This window comes from Mesorhizobium sp. M0077 (assembly GCF_040322955.1).
GTDB lineage: Bacteria > Pseudomonadota > Alphaproteobacteria > Rhizobiales > Rhizobiaceae > Mesorhizobium.
Map to the genome: position 1 here is coordinate 92,871 of NZ_JAMYUL010000012.1, position 21,381 is coordinate 114,251.

Sequence of the window (21,381 nt, forward strand, 5' to 3'; positions counted from 1 at the left end):
CGCCTCTAAATCAAAGAGACAGAGCATGATGTCGTCCGAAAACCGCTTCACACTTTTCGGCATCATGCCGTAGGGAGTTGCCGATGGCCCACGTGGTCCTGAGAGATCTCGTCAAGACCTATGGCGGCTTCAAAGCTGTCAACGACGTTTCGCTGACGGTCAATGACGGCGAGTTCGTTGCGCTCGTCGGCCCTTCGGGCTGCGGCAAGACAACCACGCTCAATCTTGTCGCGGGATTGATCCCGGTCACATCGGGCGACATCGTCATCGGCGACCGCGTGGTCAACGACCTCGACCCCAAGGACCGGGACATCGCGATGGTGTTCCAGAACTACGCGCTCTACCCGCAGAAATCGGTCTACAAGAACCTGGCGTTCCCGCTGCAGATGCGCAAGCTGCCCAGGGACGAGATCGACAGGAAGGTCAAGGAAGCGGCGCGCGTGCTCGACATGACGCACCTTCTCGAGCGCAAGCCGCGCGAACTTTCAGGCGGGCAGCAGCAACGTGTCGCCTTGGGGCGCGCCCTCGTCCGCGACCCTGCCGTTTTCCTCATGGACGAGCCGCTCTCCAACCTCGACGCCAAACTGCGCGTCCAGATGCGCTCGGAGATCAAGCGCTTCCACCAGGACCTCAAGGCGACCATCATCTATGTCACGCACGACCAGCTCGAAGCCGTGACCATGGCCGACAAGATGGCGGTGATGAACGGCGGCTACCTGTTGCAATACGATTCTCCGGCGCAGGTCTTTGCCCATCCGGTGAACATGTTCGTCGCCAGCTTCATCGGCAGCCCGGCGATGAGCCTTGTTCCACTGGAGGCATCGACAGCAAACGGCAACACTGCGTTGACCGGCGCGGAGGGCTGGAGCCTTGAGCTCTCGCCGCTCAACGCCCGGAAGGTTGCGGGGGCAACGTCGAGGAAAGTCGTGCTCGGCGCACGTCACTCGACCATCAGGCTCCACAAGAGCGCGGCGCCAGGCAGCGTCCCGGCCAGGGCCTATACAGTGGAGCCGACCGGAGACGTCACCTTCGTGCAGGCGTTGCTGTCAGGCGCCATCGTCAACATCAGCGTGTCCCCCAACATCGCCGTCGCACCTGACGAGCAGATCTGGCTCGAGTTCGACCAGGAGCGGCTGCATCTGTTCGATGGCGAAACTGAACTGGCCCTCAAGGCCGGCTGAGACAAGACGGGGTTCATTGGGAACGTTGGGGATGACTGAAAAGCTTAAGATCACCGCGATCAAACCCTATCCTGTATGGGTTGGAACGCGTAATCAGATGCTCGTCAAGATCGAGACCGACCAGGGCGTCTTCGGCTGGGGCGAGAGCGGCTTGAGCGGGCGCGAAAAGGCCGTTGCCGGCGCGGTCGAGCATTTTCGCGAGTTTCTCATCGGCCGTGACCCGATGCAGATCGGGCGGATCTGGCAGGAGGCATATCGCAGCCAGTACTTCGAAGGCGGGCGCGTTCTGCAGGCGGCTATCTCCGCCATCGACATCGCCCTTCACGACATCAAGGGCAAGGCGCTGGGGGTGCCGGTCTACGAACTGCTGGGCGGCAAGCAGCGCGACCGCATCCCCACCTTCGCCTCGACCGGAGACGAGGCCGAGGGCGACCTCGCCATCGAACGAGCCCGGGAGCTGCGCGCACGGGGGTGGCAGGCGATCCGCTTCTTCCCCGTAGGGCAAAGCAGCAGGGACATCTTCGAACCCCGCGAGTCGATCGGCGCTACCGCGAGCATGCTGAACAAGGCGCGCGAGGCGCTGGGCGACGACGTCGTCCTCGGCATCGACTATCATCATCGGCTGTCGGTGGCAGAGGCGGCGAGCTTCTGCAACAAGCTCGGCCGCGGCGTGCTTGATTTTCTCGAGGAGCCGATCCGCGACGAGACACCTGAAGCCTACGAATCCCTGCGCAGGATGACCGACATTCCCTTTGCCATCGGCGAGGAATTTGCCAGCAAGTGGCAGTTCCTGCCCTACATCGAGCGCGGCATCCATCAGTTCAACCGTCTCGATGTCTGCAATGTCGGCGGGCTCACCGAGGCGATGAAAGTCGCCGGCTGGAGCGAGGCGCACTATGTCGACCTGATGCCGCACAATCCGCTTGGTCCGGTGTGCACGGCCGCGACCCTGCATCTCGCCGCCGCGGTACCCAACTTCGCGTGGCTCGAGACCAGGGAACCCGAGACGAAGCTGGGCTTCGACAATTCCGACTTCTTCCCCGTGCAGCCACGGCTCGACGGTCCCGACTATCCGGTCAGCGACCTGCCGGGGCTCGGCGTCGAGGTCAACGAAGCGGCGGTCCGGGCGGAGGCTTTTCGTTTCTGGGAAGCGCCTCACCTCAGGCGCCGGGACGGGTCTGTTACGAACTGGTAGTTCCATCTCAACCGGAGTCCACAATGACGCATATCCCTGACATCACGCGACCGTCCAAAGACCTCATTGACGCCCTGAGGGAAATCGGCGCCGCGACGGTTGCCGGCACGCTGGGCCACATGGGTTTCCGCAATCCGCACATGGTCGGTCCGGTGGCGCAGAACCATGGGAAGTCGATCGTCGGGCCGGCGCTGACGCTGCAGTTCCTGCCGCAGCGGCCGGACCTCTTCAGCGAGGGAGAATACGCCGACCCGGAAACGCAACTGCACCGGCACGTGCTCTATCACGCGCAGGAAGGCGATGTGGTCGTCGTCGACGCGCGCGGCGACATGAGCTCGGGCGTCTTCGGCGATATGATGTCGACCTACTTCAAGGGCAGAGGCGGCGCGGGCATCGTCATCGATGGATGCATGCGCGACCGGCCGAATGTCGAAAAGCTCGATCTGCCGCTATGGCTGCGCGGCTGGACGCCCAACTACCATGTGCAAACCAGCATCTATCCGAACGCCGTCAACGTTCCGATAGCCTGTGGTGGTGTCACGGTGATCCCGGGCGACATTATCATCGCAGACGACGACGGGGCGGTTGTGCTTCCCGTCGCAATGGCGGCAAAGGTAATTGAAGAATCGAAAAAACATCACGATTGGGAGGAGTTCTCGCGCGAGAAGCTCATGCAGGGCGCCCCGCTGCAGCGCTATTATCCGCTGCACGACGATGCTCGCGGCGAATATGAGGAGTGGCGCAAAGCCAACCGCCCGGCGGATTGAAGCAGGCATTCAAAACGATCCATATGCGGTGAAATTTGATGTGCGCCCCGACAGACTACTGGGAGGACGTCTCAGCCAGGACCGCGCCGCCGACGAACGTCCCGATCAAGAAAGGCGCTTTCGTCTGGCGAGGCGGCGGCTCCGACACGGAAGGCGAACGACGTGACCCGCGTCGCATTGATGTCGATACCGCACCGGAAGCTCAGATGGTACCATGTCGTTGCCGTGCGGAAAGCGGTGTCTGGGGCGTCAAGAACATTGCCGGCCTTGAGCGGAATGCTTGGGATCAGTTGGGGAGAATAAGAGGCGTCGTTCAACTCTTGCTCAAGAACGCTGGCGCAAAGTCTGGCGGCCCGTTGATCGCGAGGCACGTCGGCCATCGAGTTCGTTGCGAACACATCACCGGTAGCGCCTTGCGAAAAGAGTTTGCGAACGCCCGGAAGGCCCGAATATGGCCGCGGTGTAGCCGAGGCCACGTCGATGGAGTTTGGCTCTTCGGTGATTCCGCGTCCTGACTTCGTAGCCTTTGCCGGGCGGCGTTTCGGCACGTTTTCGGGTCTGGTCCGAGGCGCCTGAGCCGACGCGGGAAGCTCGATCTCACCGTCGTCCCCATGGGCAGCCAAAGGCATTGCGGCCGCGGATGCCTGTTTGTCAGCGGGAGGGGTCGCAGCCTCCTGTTTGTCCGCTTCCGGCTTCTCATTAATCTTGGCTGACTCTGCCGGCCCTCCGGCGTCTGGCGCTGGGGCGGGTTTACTCTCCGCATCCTTTGGCGCGACAGCCGACTGTGGCTCGTTATCCTTGGCCGGCGATGGCGCATTGTCATGAGCGCTGCCTCCATCCAAGGATTTTTTGGGGCCAGTGTCTTTGTCGCCGAACTGAAAAACAGGCTTCAGGACCTCGATTGGCGGCAGCTTTTCCGGTGCCGGCTTTTCAACCTTCTGCTCCGGCGGCTTTCCAGGTTGCGGTGGAGGCGGCGCGGGAGCGGGCTCAGGCTTTGGCGGTTCGGGCGGCGGCACGAGCGCGACGTTCACCGCTTGCTCCTCCTGCGGCTGCTGGGCAGGAACGGGCAGGCCATAGACCAGGAACGCGGTGATGAGCGCATGCAGGACCAGCGATGCGGGCAAGGCCCACAGCAAAGTCCGACGCCGCTCGGATGTCTCGGTCTTCATCCCTCACGATGTGGAGCGAAACTGCGGCGGCATCAAGCGTGGCAACCGTATTGGCGCATTCAGCCGCAGCTCAGCAGTGAGGAGACGACGCATGATTGCTTCTCGCCGCCGGCTCCATTCTCTGCATGCCCGCCTCCAATCTCAGCGACGCAGGCTGGCGTCGCGGGCACGCTCGCGGAGCTCTTCGCGAGAAAGGCCCGCATCCGCCAATATGCTGTCTGGAAGCCGCCTCAAGCTCGCAAGCGTCTGGCGATAGGCAAGCCAGCGGGCGAAACGGTGTCGAAGTTCATGCAACATGATCGTCTCCTTGGGAGCGAAATACCTCACGCTCTTGAGTTGGTCGAAAACGCAAAGCAATCGCGCAAAGCGTATGCACGATCGAAGGATTGGACTGACTTCCTGGCCAACCGAGGTGCCTGTCATTGTCCCACCAGGGCAGGAATTTCCAGCGCCTCTAACGGCTGCATACTTGCGCATGATGTCCGCTTCGCGCTACAGCCACGGTCGCAAGGAGTTTTTCATTTCTGCAATATGGATATTGGCTGGGACGATCTGAGGTTGTTTCTCGACGTTGCGCGGCTGGGTGGTCTGAGCGCGGCTACGGCAACCACGCGCCTCAGCGCAGCCACACTCGGACGACGTGTCACCGCGCTCGAAAAGCAGATCGGCGAAGCGCTGTTCGTACGGCAGCAGACCGGCTACCGGCTAACCCCGGTCGGTGAAGAACTGCTGCGGCGCGCCGAAGACGTCGAAGCAGCAATGCAGTCGCTAACCCGCTGGCGCGAGGGAAACCTGCCCGACCGCATTGTCCGCGTCTCGGCCGGGCCTTGGACCTCGGCCTTCGTTTCGGCCCATATCGGCGAAATCTGGACGGTCGATGACGGCATCAGGGTGGAACTCGTCACCACGACCGATCGGGTCGACATCGGTCGCCGCGCCGCCGATATCGGCATCCGCAGCGAGCGCCCAACCGAACAGTGGCTGGCCGGCCGCCAGAGCGGCAAGGTCGCCTATGCCATCTATTCCGGACGCCACCTGATTAACGGCATCGCTGCCGGCTTGTTCGTCGGCGTCACCGGCGAAGGAGCGAACGTCGCCTCGGCGCGCTGGCTGCAAGCCCATCACGGCGACCGCATCGCCGTGCGCGGGAACAACGCCCATTCGGTGCGAGAACTTGTGGCCGCGGGCGCCGGCCTTTCAGTGTTTCCGTGTTTCGTCGGCGACAGCGACCTGCGGCTGGTTCGCGTCGCTCAGCCTATCCCAGAACTCGAAACCGACCAGTGGATCGTCACCCACCATGAGGAACGCCACTCCCCGCCAGTACGAAAGATTGCCGACCGGATTGCCGCCCTGATGCGGACCCGTCAGCCGTTGTTTAGCGGCAAGATGCCGATCCGGTAAGCCTCAGGGGTCGATCGGCCGCCACATTCTCAGGTTCTGGCGCGTGAGGCGGGCGCGTGAAGCTTGAAGGGGTTGGATCCCGGATGTGGATTTTCGCTGGCCAGAATCCGAGCCGGTTCCGGAAGATTGAACTGGAGACTCGTTCAAAAGGTCGGCTCATTCAGGCGTATATGGTACAAGTCCCACATCTTGTCTTGCCGCAAAGATCACCCTCTGATTCCCTGTGCCAAGGCGATAGAACCTGATTCTTGCACCTGGCGTGTTCAAGCGGCGCGTTCCGGGAACTTTTTTATCGATCAATTCCAAGGAGACAAGACGATGAGCACCGCGGCAAGGCCCGTCATCTCGGAAATGCGGCCGAAGATAACCGTTATCGGTGTCGGCGGTGGCGGCGGCAACGCGGTCAACAACATGATTGCCGAAAATCTGCAGGGTGCGGAGTTCATCGTCGCCAATACCGATGCCCAGGCACTGACCATGTCGAAAGCATCGCGGCTGATCCAGCTGGGCGCCCATGTCACGGAAGGCTTGGGCGCCGGGTCCCTGCCGGCGGTCGGCCGCGCGGCAGCCGAGGAATCGATCGACGAGATCAGGGACCACCTTGCGGGAACCCATATGTGCTTCGTGACCGCCGGCATGGGAGGCGGAACTGGAACCGGTGCCGCGCCCGTCATAGCGAACGCTGCACGGGCAGCCGGCATCCTGACTGTGGCGGTCGTCACCAAGCCGTTCACCTTCGAAGGGAAGCGCCGCATGCAAGCCGCCGAAGAGGGCATCGAGCAGCTTCGCGAATGCGCCGATACCGTGATCGTTATTCCGAACCAGAACCTCTTCAGGATCGCCGACGCAAAGACGACTTTCGCGGACGCCTTCGCCATGGCTGATCGCGTCCTTTATTCCGGCGTCGGCTGCATAACCGATCTCATCGTCAAGGAGGGGCTGATCAATCTCGACTTCGCCGACGTGAAGTCGGTGATGCGCGACATGGGCCGCGCAATGATGGGTACCGGGGAAGCCACGGGCGAGGACCGCGCCAGGAAGGCCGCCGAAGCGGCGATAGCAAACCCGCTTCTCGACGAAGCCTCGATGATCGGCGCCAAGGGCGTCCTGGTCTCGATCTCGGGCGGCATGGACATGACGCTGTTCGAAGTCGATGAGGCCGCCACCCGCATCCGCGAGGAGGTCGACGCCGACGCCGACATCATCGTCGGCGCCATATTCGACCGGGCACTCGCCGGAAAATTCAGGGTCTCAGTCGTCGCGACAGGATTGCGGCAGGGCCTGGAGATACCGCAGTAGGCAGGATCCGGGCTGCTGATTTATGAGTCTGGTGGACCGTGGTCATGGGCTTCGCCACCGAAAAGTCGGCCCGCAAGCCCGCACCATTGAACTTGCCGGTGAAGTTGCCGGCCTAGGGACCGAATTCGTTTCGAGGCCGCTGCCACGAATGCGCGAACTCGCATCAGCGCCGCCGCGGAACCGCTCCCAACTGCAACCGCGCCGCGAATGCGCTTCGACCCGGATCCCCAACAGGAGGCCATACAGATTGACCGCGGCAGACATTTCGCCTGCGATATGGCCACTGTCTGCTGACCACATGATCGGCCCTTTCTGATCGGTGATGCGGGCTCGCTGGATATGGCACAATAAAAACCGGCATGGGTCAGACGTCGGGAGCATCCAGTGGCGGCCAGCCTCGCAAGCGCTATATCGAAGAAAAACTCAGGTCGACCCGACAGGAGCATGCTCCATGGCTGACACGCCGACACCCGATGCTTCGTTTCTCGCGGCCCTGACGACAGAGCATTTCGTGCAGCAGACAGCGATCAGCACGTCCATAAGTGAAATGGCGTCGCGGACGACCATCTACATTATGGCTCTGTCGAGCGCTCTGGTGGCAACGGGCTTTGTTACGCAGTCCTCCGAGTTCTTCCTGCCGTTTGTCGCGGTTGTGCTGCCATCGGTCTTTTTACTGGGTGCCTTTACCGTCTTGAGGTTGGTCGACATCGCCGCTGAGAACATGCAGGCCCATATCGGCATTGCCCGGATCAGAGCCTACTATCGAACTTTGGGCGACGAGGCTGCCTTCCAGTTTTCCAAGGAATTCGGTCGCTGGCCCGAAAATGACGCCGAACCTTCTCTTCGTACTGGGCCTCTCCTGGCGTACCTGACCACTGCAGCGACTATGATCGCATTCATAAATGCCATCGTCGCGGCGGCGGGCGTTACTCTGCTTGCGTTTCGTGTCGGTGCAGACCTATTGCTCGCGCTGTGTCTTGGCGCTGGAACAGCAATCGGCTTGATGACGATTTTCTATTTATACCAGCGCCTCCGGACGAAAGGCATGGTCCGCATTGCCAAACCCTATGGTTCTGAAAAGAGCGTGCTTTGAGCGGGTAATAAATGTGGTGTTTGTCTGAACGCCACCGGCATGGCAATTCCGATCTTATTGACGACCAATGCTCCACGCCCCTCGCAGGCTGTTCGCAATGGCGAGCCCTTTCGGGATCGAGATATTTGCGCAAACTTTTTTGCCCGGCATGCGTTGTTCGTTCTCCGAGCACAGGAGAAAGCCATGCAGACTAAGTCGCAGACTTCAGCCGAAGCCGCCAAGCAACGCCATATCCAGCGTGGTATCGATGCCAAAGACGAGACGAAGAGCAATGGCAAAATGCAACAAGCGATGCAAGCCGGCGCCCGCAAATATCCCGAGCCACCTTTTCCCGAGCAGCATCAACCCAAACCGGGGCATGAATGGGCGATCGAGCCCGCTCCGCTCTACGATGCGCCTTACTACCTCGGATCGAAAAAACTCGACGACAAGGTAGCGCTTATCACGGGTGGTGATTCCGGCATCGGCCGTTCGGTGGCAGTCTTGTTCGCCCGCGAGGGCGCCGACATTGCGATCGTATACTTGAGTGAAGACAGGGACGCCGAAGCGACCAAAAACGCCGTCGAAAAGGAAGGCCGGCGTTGCATACTGATAAAAGCCGATGTCAGTGAACGCGAGCATTGCCGCAACGCCGTGGCGCTGACGGTCGAAAAATTCGGCAGGATCGACGTGCTGGTCAACAACGCCGCTTTCCAAATTCATTCCAGTGACTTCAACGACCTGACCGAGGAACATTTCGACACGACGCTGAAGACCAATCTTTACGGCTATTTTCATATGGCGCAGGAGAGCGTGCCGCACATGGAGCCGGGCTCCGCGATCATCAATACCGGTTCGGTGACCGGCATCGACGGTTCCAAGCAACTGGTTGACTATTCGATGACCAAGGGCGGCATTCATGCCTTCACGCGAGCGCTTTCGGGCAATCTGATCGGCAAGGGCATCCGGGTAAACGCGGTCGCGCCAGGTCCGGTGTGGACGCCGCTCAACCCTTCGGACAAGGAAGCCGACGACGTCTCGAAGTTCGGCGCGGATACGCCGATGAAACGGCCAGCGCAACCGGAAGAACTTGCCCCGGCCTACGTGTTCCTCGCCTCGTCGCATTGCTCAAGTTACATCACGGGAGAGATCCTGCCGGTGGTCGGTGGCTACTGAGGTCGCGGAACGTATTTCATTGCGTTGGCTACCGAGTAGACGGCACGCGACGACGTCGTCTCCAGGGAGACGCTTGCCGCGCTCGATCGCTCAAGAAACGCGTGATCGGTGCCGTGCGCCGCCGCTACACGGCACCCGCCACGGCTCCGGAGCAATAGCGCTCCGTGTTGGTCGAAATCCTCGCTCGCGTTTTCAGTTTCTGAATTTCCGCTTGGAACTCTCCCGCCGGCATACCGTTCAAACATCATTGAGCCAGGAGAACGACCATGCCACGAGGCGACAAATCGAAATACAGCGACAAACAGGAACGCAAAGCCGACCACATTGCCGAAGGCTATGAGAAGCGCGGTGTTTCCGAGAAGGAATCCGAGCGCCGGGCATGGGCGACCGTCAACAAGGACGATGGCGGCGGCAAGAAAGAAGGCGGCTCGGGTCGTGGTAAACACACCGGACACCCCGCGGCCCACAAGGGTGGGAAAAGCGGCGGCAAGGCATCGGCTTCACGGTCAGCCGCAAGCCGATCGGAATCGGCAAAGAAGGCAGCGGCAACCCGCAAGCGGAATGCCGAGCACCATGCCCATTAACTGCCCCGCAACAGGTTCGGAACGCGATGAAACCCAAGCTCGCTAACCAGGTCAGCGGGCAAAGAACTTTCGTCGTGGTGCTCGACCTCGGCGACGAAGGGTTCGGCGCGCTGACAGCCTTCGCAACCGACCAAAACCTCGGCAGTGCCTCTTTGACTGCGATCGGAGCGTTCGGCGCCGCCTTGATCGATCTTAATGCGTGAGGTTGGCAAGCGCCTGCCCGGTTCCTTGGCCATCCATGGCGGATGTCTCTGTGGCAGGATCCGATTCAGCGCCGGGATCGAACCGAGGGTTCACTACTGCCACTGCGATATGTGCAGACGAGCGACCGGCAGCGCGTTTGCAGTTCTTGCCTGGATGCCCTGCCAAAGCCTGACCTGGAATTCCGGAAAGCCAACATATCGAAGGTCTTCGCCGATTGCGCAAAGAGGCTTCTGCCCAGAATGCGGGTCGCCGCTCAGCCTTTGCTACGACGCGTCGCCAACCGAGATCGCGCTGCACGTCGGTACCTTCGATGATCCGGCTCACCTTGTGCCTCGGTACAACTACGGTTCAGCGCGGCGCCTTGGTTGGGTGTGCTGCGGAGTAGACCTACCAGACCGCGACACCGAGGAGCGCTGGTAGCGCCGCCTGTTGCGAATGACCCAGATTGCCGATCAGGAATGCGGCCCTTGTCGCCGTGCCCCGAAGTGCGGTCTCGATCTGCCCGGCCTGCCGACGTGGCCAAACCGCGACAATCCCTAAGCGCTAGCCGGTTTTGATCCTTTGGGGGGCCGCATTCTCTATCGCGAGGAAAATCGCTTCGAACAGATCCTCGTCGCGGAAGGGCTTGCCGAGCAAGGGCACGTCGGCTGGCCGATCGGCAATCTCCCGGGCATCGGCATAGCCCGTGATCATGACCGCTGGCCAGTCCGAGCGCAAATTGCGCGCGAAGCGGATCACGTCGACGCCGGATACGAGCGGCATGGCGAAGTCGGTGATAATGACGTCGAACTCGTCGGGAGTGCGCTCCATCATGGCCAGCGCCTCCGCCCCTCCTCCCGCGCAGGTCACCTCGAAACCACGCTGGCGAAGGGACTCGGCGGTCAATTGCCGCAAAACATGGCTGTCGTCGATCAGGAGGATTGATGGGTGCTCCATCCCGGCATCGGCGAACGCTCGTTCAATGTCGGGTTCCACCACAGGATCGACCGGCTGTTCGGTCGATCGTGGCAGCCAGAGTTGCATGGTAGTTCCGCGATTGACGACGCTTTCTATGCGAAGTGTCCCGCCTGACTGCTTCATGAAGCCGTAAACCGTGCTGAGGCCGAGGCCCGTTCCCTTACCGACCGGCTTGGTGGTGAAGAACGGTTCGACGACCTTGGCGACAAGATCGGGGGGTATGCCGGATCCGGTGTCCTTGACGGCGATCAGCACATAGTCGCCCGGCGGAATATCCTCTGTTGGCGTCCCGATCGATCGATTCTGCGCATGCACGGTTATTGTCCCGCCAGAGGGCATGGCGTCACGCGCGTTGAAAACCAGATTCATCAAGGCCAATTCAAGTTGGCCTGCATCGACATGCACCGGCCAGATCGTGTCATCGATCTGCCAGTCGAAACGGATCAACCCCCCCAGCACAGGCGCCACCAATCCATTCATCGTGTCGCCCAGCGCAGCAAGGCGCACCGCTTCCGGCTTCAGGGTCTGGCGCCGAGAGAATGCCAGCATTCGCGCGACAAGGTCAGCGCCTTGTTTTGCAGAACGCCGCGTCAGGTCGAGTACCTGTTGCGCCTGATCATCCAACGCAGCTCGGCGTTCAAGCAGCCCTAACCCACTGAGAATTGCGGCGAGCAGGTTGTTGAAATCATGCGCCAGGCCGCCGGTTAGCTTGCCGATAGCGTCGATGCGCTGGGATTGAAGCAGCTGGTCCTCAAGACCGCGCCGCTCGGTGATGTCAAGCAATGTGCCGATAATTTCCGGTTCACGGCCATCTGAGCCGTCCGACATCACGCCCTGGTCGAGAAAGATGCGATACTCGCCATTGGCGCATTGCCAGCGGAACTCGCACGTATAGGAGCCGGTGGTTTTTGCCGCCAGCAGCGCTTCCCTCAATCGCGGCAGGTCGTCGGGATGAACGCGGCTGAGACCGAACTCTGGATCCGATGTCAGGTATTCAGGCGCAAAGCCGGTCAAGCGCTCGACGCCCTCGGTAACAAAGCGCGCCGCGAAGGGTGGCTCGGCTGCCCGAGCATGAAAGCAGACCGGCAACGAATTCAGGATGGCGTCCTGCCGTTGCTCGGCGCCGCGCAGCGCGCGTTCGGCCTGAAGCTTGTCCTTGTGCGCCTGCAACGCCTGCGCCAATAGTCCCTGCTCGACCTCCGCCTTGCGCTGGATCTCGAGCGTCTTCTCGTGGAGTTCGACGAAAACCGCGACTTTCGAACGCAGCATGATCGGATCGAATGGCTTGAACACATAGTCGACCGCGCCGGCGTCGTAGCCGCGCAGCATATGCGCATCCTCCTTGTTGATGGCGGTCAAGAAGATGATTGGGGTGCGCTTGGATTGCTCGCGCTGGCGGATAAGTGCGGCCGTTTCATACCCGTCCAACCCTGGCATGAGGACATCCAGGAGAATGACGGCGAACTCCTCTTTCAGCAGAAAGCGCAGAGCCTCTTCGCCCGATTGGGCGCAGATGACCTCTCCGATAGTCGCGAGCACTTCGCTGATCGCCAGCAGATTGCGCTCATCGTCGTCCACCGCCAGGATACGGGCTCTTGCCGGCCCTTCGGCAAGAGCTGCCACCTCAAGTTTCCTTACCCTGTTTCTTGCCAGCTTTTGCATCGAACGGCCGTCAGTTCGCTGCCAGGAGAATTTTTTCCGGGCTCTCGACACGGGATCGGGCACGTCCGATCCAGACACGAAGCAGCGCCAGCAGGAGATCCAGATCGACGGGTTTGGCGATGTAGTCGGAAGCCCCGGCATCCAGACATTTTTGCCGATCCCCCTTCATCGCCTTTGCGGTGACGGAAATCAGCGGGATATGAGCAATCGCCGGTGTGCCGCGAATCCGCCGCATCGTCTCGTAGCCGTCCATCTCCGGCATCATGATATCGATCAATGCCACGTCTACATCGGGCGCCTGTTCAAGAAGCGCGATGCCATCACGGCCCCGCTCGGCATGCAGAACCTGTATGTCATAGGTCTCCAGAACACTGGTGAGCGAATAGATGTTGCGAATGTCGTCGTCGACGATGAGAACTTTCGCCCCAGCGAGATCGGACTTGCCGTTGTGTTCAGTTCCTGCCCAGGCCTCTTGGCGACCTTCTCCCGGCAGCGTTGCCGAAATATGCAGCGCCAATTGAGCGAAGTTCTCCGCCCGCGGTGCTTCCGCCAAGGCCGGGTTCAATGCCAGCACCTGTTCAAGCGCGTCCGGGTGAGGCGTAAAGAACAGCAGCTGCGGCAAGGCTTCGCCGAATTGGCCGGTGATCTCGTCCAGCGCCTTTGCGTTGTCCTTGGCGGAGCGTCCAAAGCCGAGCACGACGGCATCATAGGAGGCGAGGCCAACGTCTTCTGCATTTGCCGCAACACGACCGATCGCGGTGACCGACGTTACGCCGTCGCGGATTGCCTCGACCAGCGCCAGACGCCGCTCCGGGTCAGGGTCCACGACCAGAACGCGGCGCTGAACGCGGAGCTTCTTCGAGTGAATATCCTGAAACACCTTCATCAGCTCGTCCGAGGAAACGGGCTTGGTGGAAATGCTGGACGCCCCCTTGCGTGCGAGACTGTCGATGTCTTCGGCACCCGAGATGACATGGATGGGAATTCCTCTCGTCTTCTGGTCATGCCGCAGCAGATCGAAAAGCACCCAGCCATCGATATCCGAAAGTCCGAGATCAAGTGTGATTGCGTCGGGAACGAGCTTGCGGGCCAATGCCAGCGTGCCGGAACCTGCAGTCGACAGAACGCCTTTCAGCCCGGCCGACCGGGCGAGGCCAAGCAGCAACCCGCCAAAGGTCGGATCGTCTTCGACGATCAACACGATCCGATCGGTGGGTAGGATTGAATCGCGGTCGTCGATCAGCTCTGCCGAGGGCGGACTGCTGAGCAGAGCTGTCGCAGCAACCGCCTCCGCCGCCGGAGCCAAGGTCGACTGTACTGTCGTCACGCGGGGGCCGTCGAACGGGATGATGAGGGTAAATGTCGACCCCTTGCCCGGCGTGCTTTCGACCCGCAATTCGCCGCCAAGCAAGCGAGCGATCTCGCGGCTGATCGAGAGCCCAAGGCCGGTGCCGCCATACTTGCGGCTGGTGGTGCCATCGGCCTGCTGGAAGGCCTCGAAAATCAGCTTCTGTTTGTCTTCTGGAATGCCAATGCCGGTGTCGGTGACGGCGATCGCGAGAGCCTTCACCGGCTGCGTCGCGCCATTGCGGCGGCCGGCCTTCTCAACCCGGAAGTTCAGGCTGACCTCGCCTTCCGAGGTGAATTTGAATGCGTTGGAAAGCAGGTTGAGGACAATCTGCTGCAAGCGTTTCTCATCTGTGCGGACCGTGTCGGGAAGCGCCGGATCGACCTTGATGGTGAAGCCAAGTCCCTTGTCGGCTGCCAGCTGACGAAAAGTTCGTTCCATATGCTGGCGAAGATGCGTCACCGGCATATCGTTGATGTCGATGGAAACAGTGCCCGACTCGATCTTCGACAGATCGAGGATATCGTTGATGAGGCTGAGAAGATCGGTTCCTGCCGAATTGATGGTGCGGGCGAACTCTACCTGTTTTTCGTTGAGGTTGCCGTGCTGGTTGGTCGCCAGCAGGTTTGACAAAATGAGCAGCGAATTGAGCGGCGTGCGCAGTTCGTGGCTCATATTGGCCAGGAATTCGGATTTGTATTTCGACGTGAGCGCCAGTTGCTCGGCTTTTTCCTCCAGCGCGCGTCGCGCCATCTCGATTTCGAGATTCTTGTTTTCGACCTGCTTCTTTTCGTTCTCGAGCAGCTGCGCCTTTTCCTGCAGCTCCTCGTTCGTCGCATGCAGCTCTTCCTGCTTTTTTGTCAGCTCGGTTTGACGCGCTTGCAATTCCGACGTCAGCAGTTGCGACTGCTTGAGCAGGCCCTCCGTGCGCATCGTCGCAGCGATGGTGTTGAGAACGATGCCGACGGATTCCATGAGCTGGTTGAGGAACGACTGGTGTGTGTCACGAAACTCGCCGAACGAGGCGAGCTCGATGACGGCTTTGACTTCATCCTCGAACAGGGCAGGCAGGATGATGACATTGGCTGGCGAGGCGCTGCCAAGACCAGATGTGACCCGAAGGAATTCTGGCGGCACATTGTCCAGCATGATGGCGCGCTTGTCGGCGGCACTTTGCCCAACGAGGCCCTCTCGCAGATCAAGCCGCTGCTTGATGGCAGCTTTGCTCTCGGCGCCATAGGAAGCCGCCAGCTCAAGATAGGATTCCTCCTCGTCGCGATTGGTGACGTAGAACACCCCATACTGGGCGTTCACCAGAGGAGCGAGTTCGGACATGATGAGCCGCGAGACGGTGGCAAGGTCGCGCTCGCCTTGCAGCATGCGCGAAAACCGGGCGAGATTGGTCTTCAACCAGTCCTGCTCGGCATTCTTCAGCGTCTGATCCTTCAGATTGCGGATCATCTCGTTGATGTTGTCTTTTAGCGCGGCGACCTCGCCGGAGGCTTCGACGCTGATCGAACGGGTAAGATCGCCCTTGGTCACCGCCGTCGAAACCTCGGCGATGGCACGCACCTGGGTGGTCAGATTGGCAGCGAGTTGATTGACATTGTCGGTGAGGTCGCGCCAGAGGCCGGCGGCACCTGGCACACGCGCCTGACCGCCGAGCTTGCCCTCGATGCCCACCTCACGGGCGACGTTGGTCACCTGGTCGGCAAAGGTGGCAAGCGTCTCGATCATTCCGTTGATGGTGTCGGCCAGCAGGGCGATCTCTCCCTTCGCGTCGACCGTCAGTTTGCGCCTGAGATTGCCTTGCGCGACAGCCGTCACGACATCGGCGATGCCACGCACCTGATTGGTCAAGTTCGTCGCCATCAGGTTGACGTTGTCGGTCAGGTCCTTCCAGGTACCGGCAACACCTTCGACGCGCGCCTGGCCACCAAGCTTGCCCTCGGTGCCAACCTCACGCGCGACTCGGGTGACCTCGCCGGCGAAGGAGTTCAACTGGTCCACCATGGTGTTGATGGTCGACTTGAGCTCCAGGATTTCGCCCTTCACATCGACGGTGATCTTCTTCGACAGGTCGCCGCGCGCCACGGCGGTCGTGACTTCGGCGATGTTGCGCACTTGGCCGGTCAGATTCTCGGCCATCGAGTTCACATTGTCTGTGAGATCCTTCCACGTGCCGGCAACGCCGCGCACCTGCGCCTGGCCTCCCAACTTGCCTTCCGTGCCGACCTCGCGTGCCACGCGCGTGACTTCCGAAGCGAAGGAATTGAGCTGGTCCACCATTGTGTTGATGGTGTCCTTCAGCTCCAGGATCTCGCCGCGGACATCGACGGTGATCTTCTTCGAAAGGTCCCCGAGCGCCACGGCGGTGGTCACCTCGGCGATGTTGCGCACCTGGCCGGTCAGGTTGGCTGCCATGGCGTTGACGTTTTCTGTCAGATCCTTCCACGTGCCGCCTATGCCCCGCACCTGCGCCTGGCCGCCAAGCTTGCCGTCGGAGCCGACCTCGCGCGCCACACGCGTCACTTCCGAAGCGAAGGAATTGAGCTGGTCGACCATCGTGTTGATGACGTCCTTAATCTGCAAGATCTCGCCCAGCGCGTCGACGGTGATCTTCTGGGTCAAGTCGCCGGTCGCAATGGCCGTTGCCACCTTCGACACGTCGCGCAATTGCACCGTCAAATTGCCGGCCATGGCGTTGACGTTGTCGGTCAGATCCTTCCAGGTGCCACCGACGCCTTCGACATGCGCCTGGCCACCAAGCTTGCCTTCCGATCCCACTTCGCGGGCCACACGCGTGACCTCAGAGGCGAAGGAGTTCAGTTGGTCGACCATCGTGTTGACGGTGTCCTTGAGCTCCAGGATCTCGCCTTTGACGTCGACGGTGATCTTCTTCGACAGGTCGCCGCGCGCCACGGCGGTGGTGACTTCTGCGATGTTTCGAACCTGGCCAGTCAGGTTGGCGGCCATGAGATTGACGTTGTCGGTCAAATCCTTCCATGTGCCGCCGACGCCCCTCACCTCTGCCTGGCCGCCCAGCTTGCCTTCGGTGCCGACCTCGCGTGCCACGCGCGTCACTTCCGAGGCAAAGGAGTTCAGTTGGTCGACCATCGTGTTGATGGTGTCCTTGAGTTCCAGGATTTCGCCTTGCACGGCGACCGTGATCTTCTTGGACAGATCGCCCGACGCGACCGCCGTGGTCACCTCGGCGATATTGCGCACCTGACCGGTCAGGTTCTCGGCCATCGAGTTGACGTTGTCGGTGAGGTCCTTCCAGGTGCCGGCGACGCCGCGCACCTGCGCCTGGCCGCCAAGCTTGCCTTCGGTGCCAACCTCGCGTGCCACGCGCGTGACCTCGCCCGCGAATGAATTCAGCTGGTCCACCATCGTGTTTATCGTGGATTTCAGCTCGAGAATCTCGCCCTTCACGTCGACCGTAATCTTCTTCGACAGGTCGCCCAAAGCCACCGCGGTCGTCACTTCGGCGATGTTGCGCACCTGGCCAGTCAGGTTCTCGGCCATGGAATTCACATTGTCGGTCAGATCCTTCCACGTGCCACCAACACCCTCAACGCGCGCCTGGCCGCCAAGCTTGCCTTCAGTGCCGACCTCGCGCGCCACGCGCGTCACTTCCGAAGCGAAGGAATTAAGCTGGTCCACCATCGTGTTGATGGTGTTCTTCAGTTCGAGGATTTCGCCCTTGACATCGACTGTGATCTTCTTCGACAGGTCGCCCGACGCGACTGCGGTCGTAACCTCCGCGATGTTGCGCACTTGCCCGGTCAGGTTCGTGGCCATCGCGTTGACGTTGTCGGTCAGATCTTTCCACGTGCCGGCGACGCCCTTGACCCGGGCTTGGCCGCCGAGCTTGCCTTCCGTACCGACCTCGCGCGCCACGCGCGTCACCTCGGAGGCGAAGGAGGCCAACTGGCCGACCATGGTGTTGACGATCTTGCCGATGCGCAGGAATTCGCCGCGCAGCGGTCGGCCGTCAATTTCGACCATCATGGTCTGCGACAGGTCACCCTTGGCGACGGCGCCGATAACGCGCGCAACCTCAGCCGTTGGCTGAACCATGTCTTCTATGAGATCATTGACTGAACGGACACTGGATTCCCAACTGCCGGTGGCATTGCGAACCCGGCCGCGCTCGCCTATCCGCCCTTCCTTGCCGACGACCCGGCTCAAGCGCTCGAACTCGCGCGTCACTTGGTCGTTGAGGTCAGCGATCTCATTGAAAGTCTCAGCTATCTCGGAATCGAGGCCTTCATAAACATTGTCGATGCGGACGGAGAAATCGCCGCGCCGGAAGGCTTTCAGAGAATTCAGGATGCTTCGACGGTCCAATTGCTTCTTGGATGCCTGCACGGTCACAGCGCCACTCCCAGCCCTATGGATTTATACGGATAAAGTTGCCCCCGCGGCTAATGGTGGATCGCGCCGCAAGACCCCAAACGCGGCATTTTCAATTTTGTTCCATCGTGCCGTGAATTCCAGGCCGACGATTGCGCCTTGGTTTGAACGCCGGATTTCATGATGCGGTTGTGGATTTATCGGGCTTTAGCCGACCACGACACGCCATCGCCGTTTGCCATTGCCAGAGAGGCATGAATTGCGTTGCGCAACTCGGAAGGCGAGGCAGGCTTTGCGACCCATGTCCCTTGAAGGAAAATCGGATCGTGAAAACCCGAATTGGCGTAGCTTGCCGAATGGACGACAAAGGGGATGTTTCGGGCGTCTAGCAACGTAGCTATTCGTACGCAATCCCCATCCGCCAGGCCGATATCCATGACAACGATGTCGGGAGAACTGCCCCTGAACCATTCCAGCGCGTCGGCGCAGGACGAAAAGACCCCAGCGATGTCGAACCCCGCGTCGCGCAACATGTCTTCAAGTTCGAGCGCGATAAACGCCTCGTCTTCCAAAATCGCAACGGACCTATGGTGGTCCAATTATCGCAGTCCTTTGCTCTCCGAAGCGATCGGCAGCGCAGCACGCCGCCTGACCGGTTCCACCCGGTGGTCGAAGCTCACGGCAATTTTCTTGCCGGACACGGCATGGACCATAAGCCCGACCAATTCCTCGTCGTCGCAGCGACACTCAGGAAACCTTGCGCGGATTTCATCGACCGCAAACGCCGTCGAGATAATGTCGTCAGCGCGATAGCCAGAGATCACCGCGTACTGCGCTATAGGTTTCAAGGTCAATGACTTCGGTTTTCAGCACATCATCCTCCCTGCGGAAGGCCGACGGCAGAGGCGCCGGATGTCTCGCAAAGATTGCTAGATGCCGGCATCGAGTCTTCGGCGCTGTATCCTGTTCATTCTATGACGGTTGGCCGCGCTGTCGATAGCTCTGCAAGGCTTTGTACGCTTCCAGACACTGATTCACGCGAGCGACCAGATCAGGCAATCGTGCCGTTCATATACGTTTTCCGGTTCACTGTAGTGCCGTCCGCCAACTGAAACAGTCCACCCGACCAGAATGACGATTGTCGGCCCTTTCACTTGAAGCCCCCCAGATCAGCGAGTGAGTTGTGGCCAACACTCCAACACCTCCGCCATGCTGGCCGCCTCAATCTGCTCACTGAAGCGGGAATGGTAGACTTCCATCAGTGCGTCATGGGTCTGGTCGGCAGAGCTGCAGATGGCATCGGTGACGAGAATGACGCGGAAGCCACGATCGATGGCGCCAAGCACGGTCGCGAGAACGCAAACGTCGGTTTCGCCACCGGTGATCACGAGCGCACGCACGCCGGAGCCACTCAGCAGCGCGTCGAGCCGCCCCTCGGTCCAGGGCGAATAGACATGTTTGTCGACCACCGTCGCCGGCGGTACAAATCGTGCAAGTTGAGGCATCAGCTCAATCAGGCGCGGATCGATGTTGGAAAGGGTTACCTCCGCCCACCGACGATAGTAGTTTGCCCACATTCCCGGCGCCTCGCCCGGGCGGGCGGCAGGAATGAAGCGCGTGAACAGGGTACGGCTGGCATGTCTGGCGACCAGTTCTTCGATCGCCGGGACCACCTTTTCAGCCCACGGCACGGGCCAAGGTCCACCCGGCGCAAACAGGCGCTGCATGTCGACGCACAGATGCAGGCCATCGTCGCCTATTGGTCCGTGAATCAATCCTTGGGCGGCCACTGGTGGATTCCGTCGGGTTTGGGTTACTGGCCTGCCTGCCGCGCTGCATCGGCCTCAGCCACATCAACAGTGTAAAGCAATTCACCGTTTTCGTTGGATACCCTCACAAGCCAGCCGGACAGAGCGTCCGTGCCAGGCTGCAGGTCGGCAAGAAGATCGATTGCGCAGCGGATAGCTTCGGACCGGGCCGCCTCAAGGCTCGCCATCCTCGACGGCGGTATGCGTCGGCTGGTTTCGCCATCGCGATACTCAAAGACATATACGTCGCCGGCGCCGTCGCTTGCAGAGGTTATCTCGACCTGGTCGAAATTGCCGTTGCTGCTCGCGTCATATCCATTGGCTGCGAGATCAAAGGTCGCTGTCTGGACCAGGATTGCCTTTGCGCGGGCAAGCACGTCATCTTCAGCTTGTATCCCGACGTTTGCCATGTCCACCGTAACGCAGTCGCCGCCCTCGCCGCAAAATATCACCCGGCGAACCGACTGCCCGTCTGGCGCCCTGGCATTCACCACTTCGGTCCGAACGACTTGCATGACACTCTCCTGCCTGTGTCTGACAATGTTCATGGTGCGCTTTCGGTTCCTGCGGATGCAGGCGCTGGCCGGGCAACTTAACGGCTTGCGCCGCCAAAGGCCATTCGGAACCCAAGGCCAACAATGAAGAGGCCGGCGATCCGCTGCTGCCAAAGCCGCACACGAGGGCGCTTCAGGATCCAGGCGCCTATGCTGCCGGAGGCCACGGCATAGGTCCCCAACACCAACACGCCCGTCATTTTCTGAGTTGCTCCCAGCAACAACAGTTGAAGCGTCACGGAACTCCCATGCGGATCAACGAACTGAGGCAGGAACGCTACCATAAACGTGATGGGCCACGGATTGAACAGATTGGCAATCATGCCTTCCCGTGCCGCGGCAACGGCCTTGATCGGCGTCGTATCCGGCCGGGCCTGTGTTTCCGGCTTCGTGAAGACCAGCCCTAGCCCGAGCCATACGAGATACGCCGCCCCAAGCCATTGCAGTGCTCCAAAAGCTAGTGGGGAGGTTCGCACGAGAGACGAAACACCGAACGCTATGAGAGGAAGCTGAACCATGCCGGCGCCGGCCGTCATCCCCAATACCGTGAACAGCGCAACCCTGCGTCCCTGCCCTATGCCGCGCGCCGTTACCAGCATGCTATCCGGCCCGGGCGGCATCTGCAGCAGGACGACCGTTCCCACG

General features: G+C 60.8%; 19 protein-coding genes. 10 read left to right on the plus strand and 9 right to left on the minus strand.

The window, feature by feature from the left end:
- Positions 1 to 83: 83 nt before the first annotated feature.
- Genes NKJ57_RS22210 through NKJ57_RS22220 form a run of 3 tightly spaced genes read left to right on the plus strand, consistent with a single transcriptional unit; the run spans position 84 to position 3,143 of the window.
- Positions 84 to 1,181 carry an ABC transporter ATP-binding protein gene (locus NKJ57_RS22210; RefSeq protein WP_352512510.1) on the plus strand — a complete coding sequence of 366 codons (1,098 nt, stop codon included), beginning with the start codon at positions 84 to 86 and terminating at the stop codon, positions 1,179 to 1,181.
- Positions 1,182 to 1,212: 31 nt separating this feature from the next.
- Positions 1,213 to 2,376: a mandelate racemase/muconate lactonizing enzyme family protein gene (locus tag NKJ57_RS22215; protein WP_352512509.1), complete on the plus strand. Its 1,164-nt coding sequence runs from the start codon at positions 1,213 to 1,215 to the stop codon at positions 2,374 to 2,376.
- A gap of 23 nt (positions 2,377 to 2,399) precedes the next feature.
- On the plus strand, positions 2,400 to 3,143 hold the full coding sequence (locus NKJ57_RS22220; RefSeq protein ID WP_023752140.1) for a ribonuclease activity regulator RraA: 744 nt from the start codon (positions 2,400 to 2,402) through the stop codon (positions 3,141 to 3,143).
- 71 nt (positions 3,144 to 3,214) lie between these two features.
- Here NKJ57_RS22220 and NKJ57_RS22225 read toward each other — a convergent pair whose 3' ends face one another.
- A complete protein-coding gene (locus NKJ57_RS22225) occupies positions 3,215 to 4,312 on the minus strand; it encodes a DUF930 domain-containing protein (protein WP_352512507.1) in 1,098 nt (365 codons plus the stop codon).
- 141 nt (positions 4,313 to 4,453) lie between these two features.
- Positions 4,454 to 4,789, minus strand: a complete 336-nt coding sequence (locus NKJ57_RS22230; RefSeq protein WP_352573764.1) for a DUF1127 domain-containing protein — start codon at positions 4,787 to 4,789, stop codon at positions 4,454 to 4,456.
- 54 nt (positions 4,790 to 4,843) lie between these two features.
- Between NKJ57_RS22230 and NKJ57_RS22235 the strand changes: the two genes are divergently transcribed.
- The 7 genes from NKJ57_RS22235 to NKJ57_RS22265 all read left to right on the plus strand — a co-directional run bounded on the left by NKJ57_RS22235 (position 4,844) and on the right by NKJ57_RS22265 (position 10,468).
- Entirely contained in the window at positions 4,844 to 5,713 is an 870-nt protein-coding gene (locus NKJ57_RS22235) for a LysR family transcriptional regulator (RefSeq protein ID WP_352512505.1), read from the plus strand.
- Between the two features lie 318 nt (positions 5,714 to 6,031).
- Complete coding sequence (gene ftsZ / locus NKJ57_RS22240) at positions 6,032 to 7,012, plus strand: cell division protein FtsZ (RefSeq protein WP_023702103.1); 981 nt, start codon at positions 6,032 to 6,034, stop codon at positions 7,010 to 7,012.
- A gap of 451 nt (positions 7,013 to 7,463) precedes the next feature.
- Positions 7,464 to 8,105, plus strand: coding sequence for a hypothetical protein (locus NKJ57_RS22245; RefSeq protein ID WP_352512503.1), 642 nt, complete (start codon positions 7,464 to 7,466; stop codon positions 8,103 to 8,105).
- A 183-nt stretch (positions 8,106 to 8,288) separates the two neighbouring features.
- A complete protein-coding gene (locus tag NKJ57_RS22250) occupies positions 8,289 to 9,260 on the plus strand; it encodes an SDR family oxidoreductase (protein WP_023687856.1) in 972 nt (323 codons plus the stop codon).
- Positions 9,261 to 9,526: 266 nt separating this feature from the next.
- Positions 9,527 to 9,844 carry a hypothetical protein gene (locus tag NKJ57_RS22255; protein WP_023668087.1) on the plus strand — a complete coding sequence of 106 codons (318 nt, stop codon included), beginning with the start codon at positions 9,527 to 9,529 and terminating at the stop codon, positions 9,842 to 9,844.
- 26 nt (positions 9,845 to 9,870) lie between these two features.
- Positions 9,871 to 10,047, plus strand: a complete 177-nt coding sequence (locus NKJ57_RS22260) for a PCC domain-containing protein (protein ID WP_352512502.1) — start codon at positions 9,871 to 9,873, stop codon at positions 10,045 to 10,047.
- The gene (locus NKJ57_RS22265) at positions 10,040 to 10,468 is read left to right on the plus strand and encodes a GFA family protein (protein WP_352512501.1); all 429 of its coding nucleotides are present in this window, start codon (positions 10,040 to 10,042) and stop codon (positions 10,466 to 10,468) included. Before NKJ57_RS22260 ends, NKJ57_RS22265 begins: the two co-directional genes overlap by 8 nt.
- A gap of 123 nt (positions 10,469 to 10,591) precedes the next feature.
- Here NKJ57_RS22265 and NKJ57_RS22270 read toward each other — a convergent pair whose 3' ends face one another.
- The 7 genes from NKJ57_RS22270 to NKJ57_RS22300 form a co-directional block, all read right to left on the minus strand.
- Positions 10,592 to 12,667, minus strand: a complete 2,076-nt coding sequence (locus NKJ57_RS22270) for a PAS domain-containing hybrid sensor histidine kinase/response regulator (protein WP_352512500.1) — start codon at positions 12,665 to 12,667, stop codon at positions 10,592 to 10,594.
- A gap of 10 nt (positions 12,668 to 12,677) precedes the next feature.
- The gene (locus tag NKJ57_RS22275) at positions 12,678 to 18,389 is read right to left on the minus strand and encodes a HAMP domain-containing protein (RefSeq protein WP_031198412.1); all 5,712 of its coding nucleotides are present in this window, start codon (positions 18,387 to 18,389) and stop codon (positions 12,678 to 12,680) included.
- Positions 18,390 to 18,571: 182 nt separating this feature from the next.
- A complete protein-coding gene (locus NKJ57_RS22280; RefSeq protein ID WP_352512499.1) occupies positions 18,572 to 18,973 on the minus strand; it encodes a response regulator in 402 nt (133 codons plus the stop codon).
- Positions 18,974 to 19,222, minus strand: a complete 249-nt coding sequence (locus tag NKJ57_RS22285; protein ID WP_352512498.1) for a hypothetical protein — start codon at positions 19,220 to 19,222, stop codon at positions 18,974 to 18,976. It abuts the gene before it with no gap.
- 321 nt (positions 19,223 to 19,543) lie between these two features.
- Positions 19,544 to 20,164 carry a cysteine hydrolase family protein gene (locus NKJ57_RS22290; protein WP_023687850.1) on the minus strand — a complete coding sequence of 207 codons (621 nt, stop codon included), beginning with the start codon at positions 20,162 to 20,164 and terminating at the stop codon, positions 19,544 to 19,546.
- Between the two features lie 23 nt (positions 20,165 to 20,187).
- Positions 20,188 to 20,730 (minus strand): DUF6894 family protein, encoded by a 543-nt coding sequence (locus NKJ57_RS22295; RefSeq protein ID WP_023714623.1) that lies wholly within the window; start codon positions 20,728 to 20,730, stop codon positions 20,188 to 20,190.
- Between the two features lie 44 nt (positions 20,731 to 20,774).
- Entirely contained in the window at positions 20,775 to 21,380 is a 606-nt protein-coding gene (locus NKJ57_RS22300; RefSeq protein WP_352512497.1) for a LysE family translocator, read from the minus strand.
- Position 21,381 lies beyond the last annotated feature (1 nt).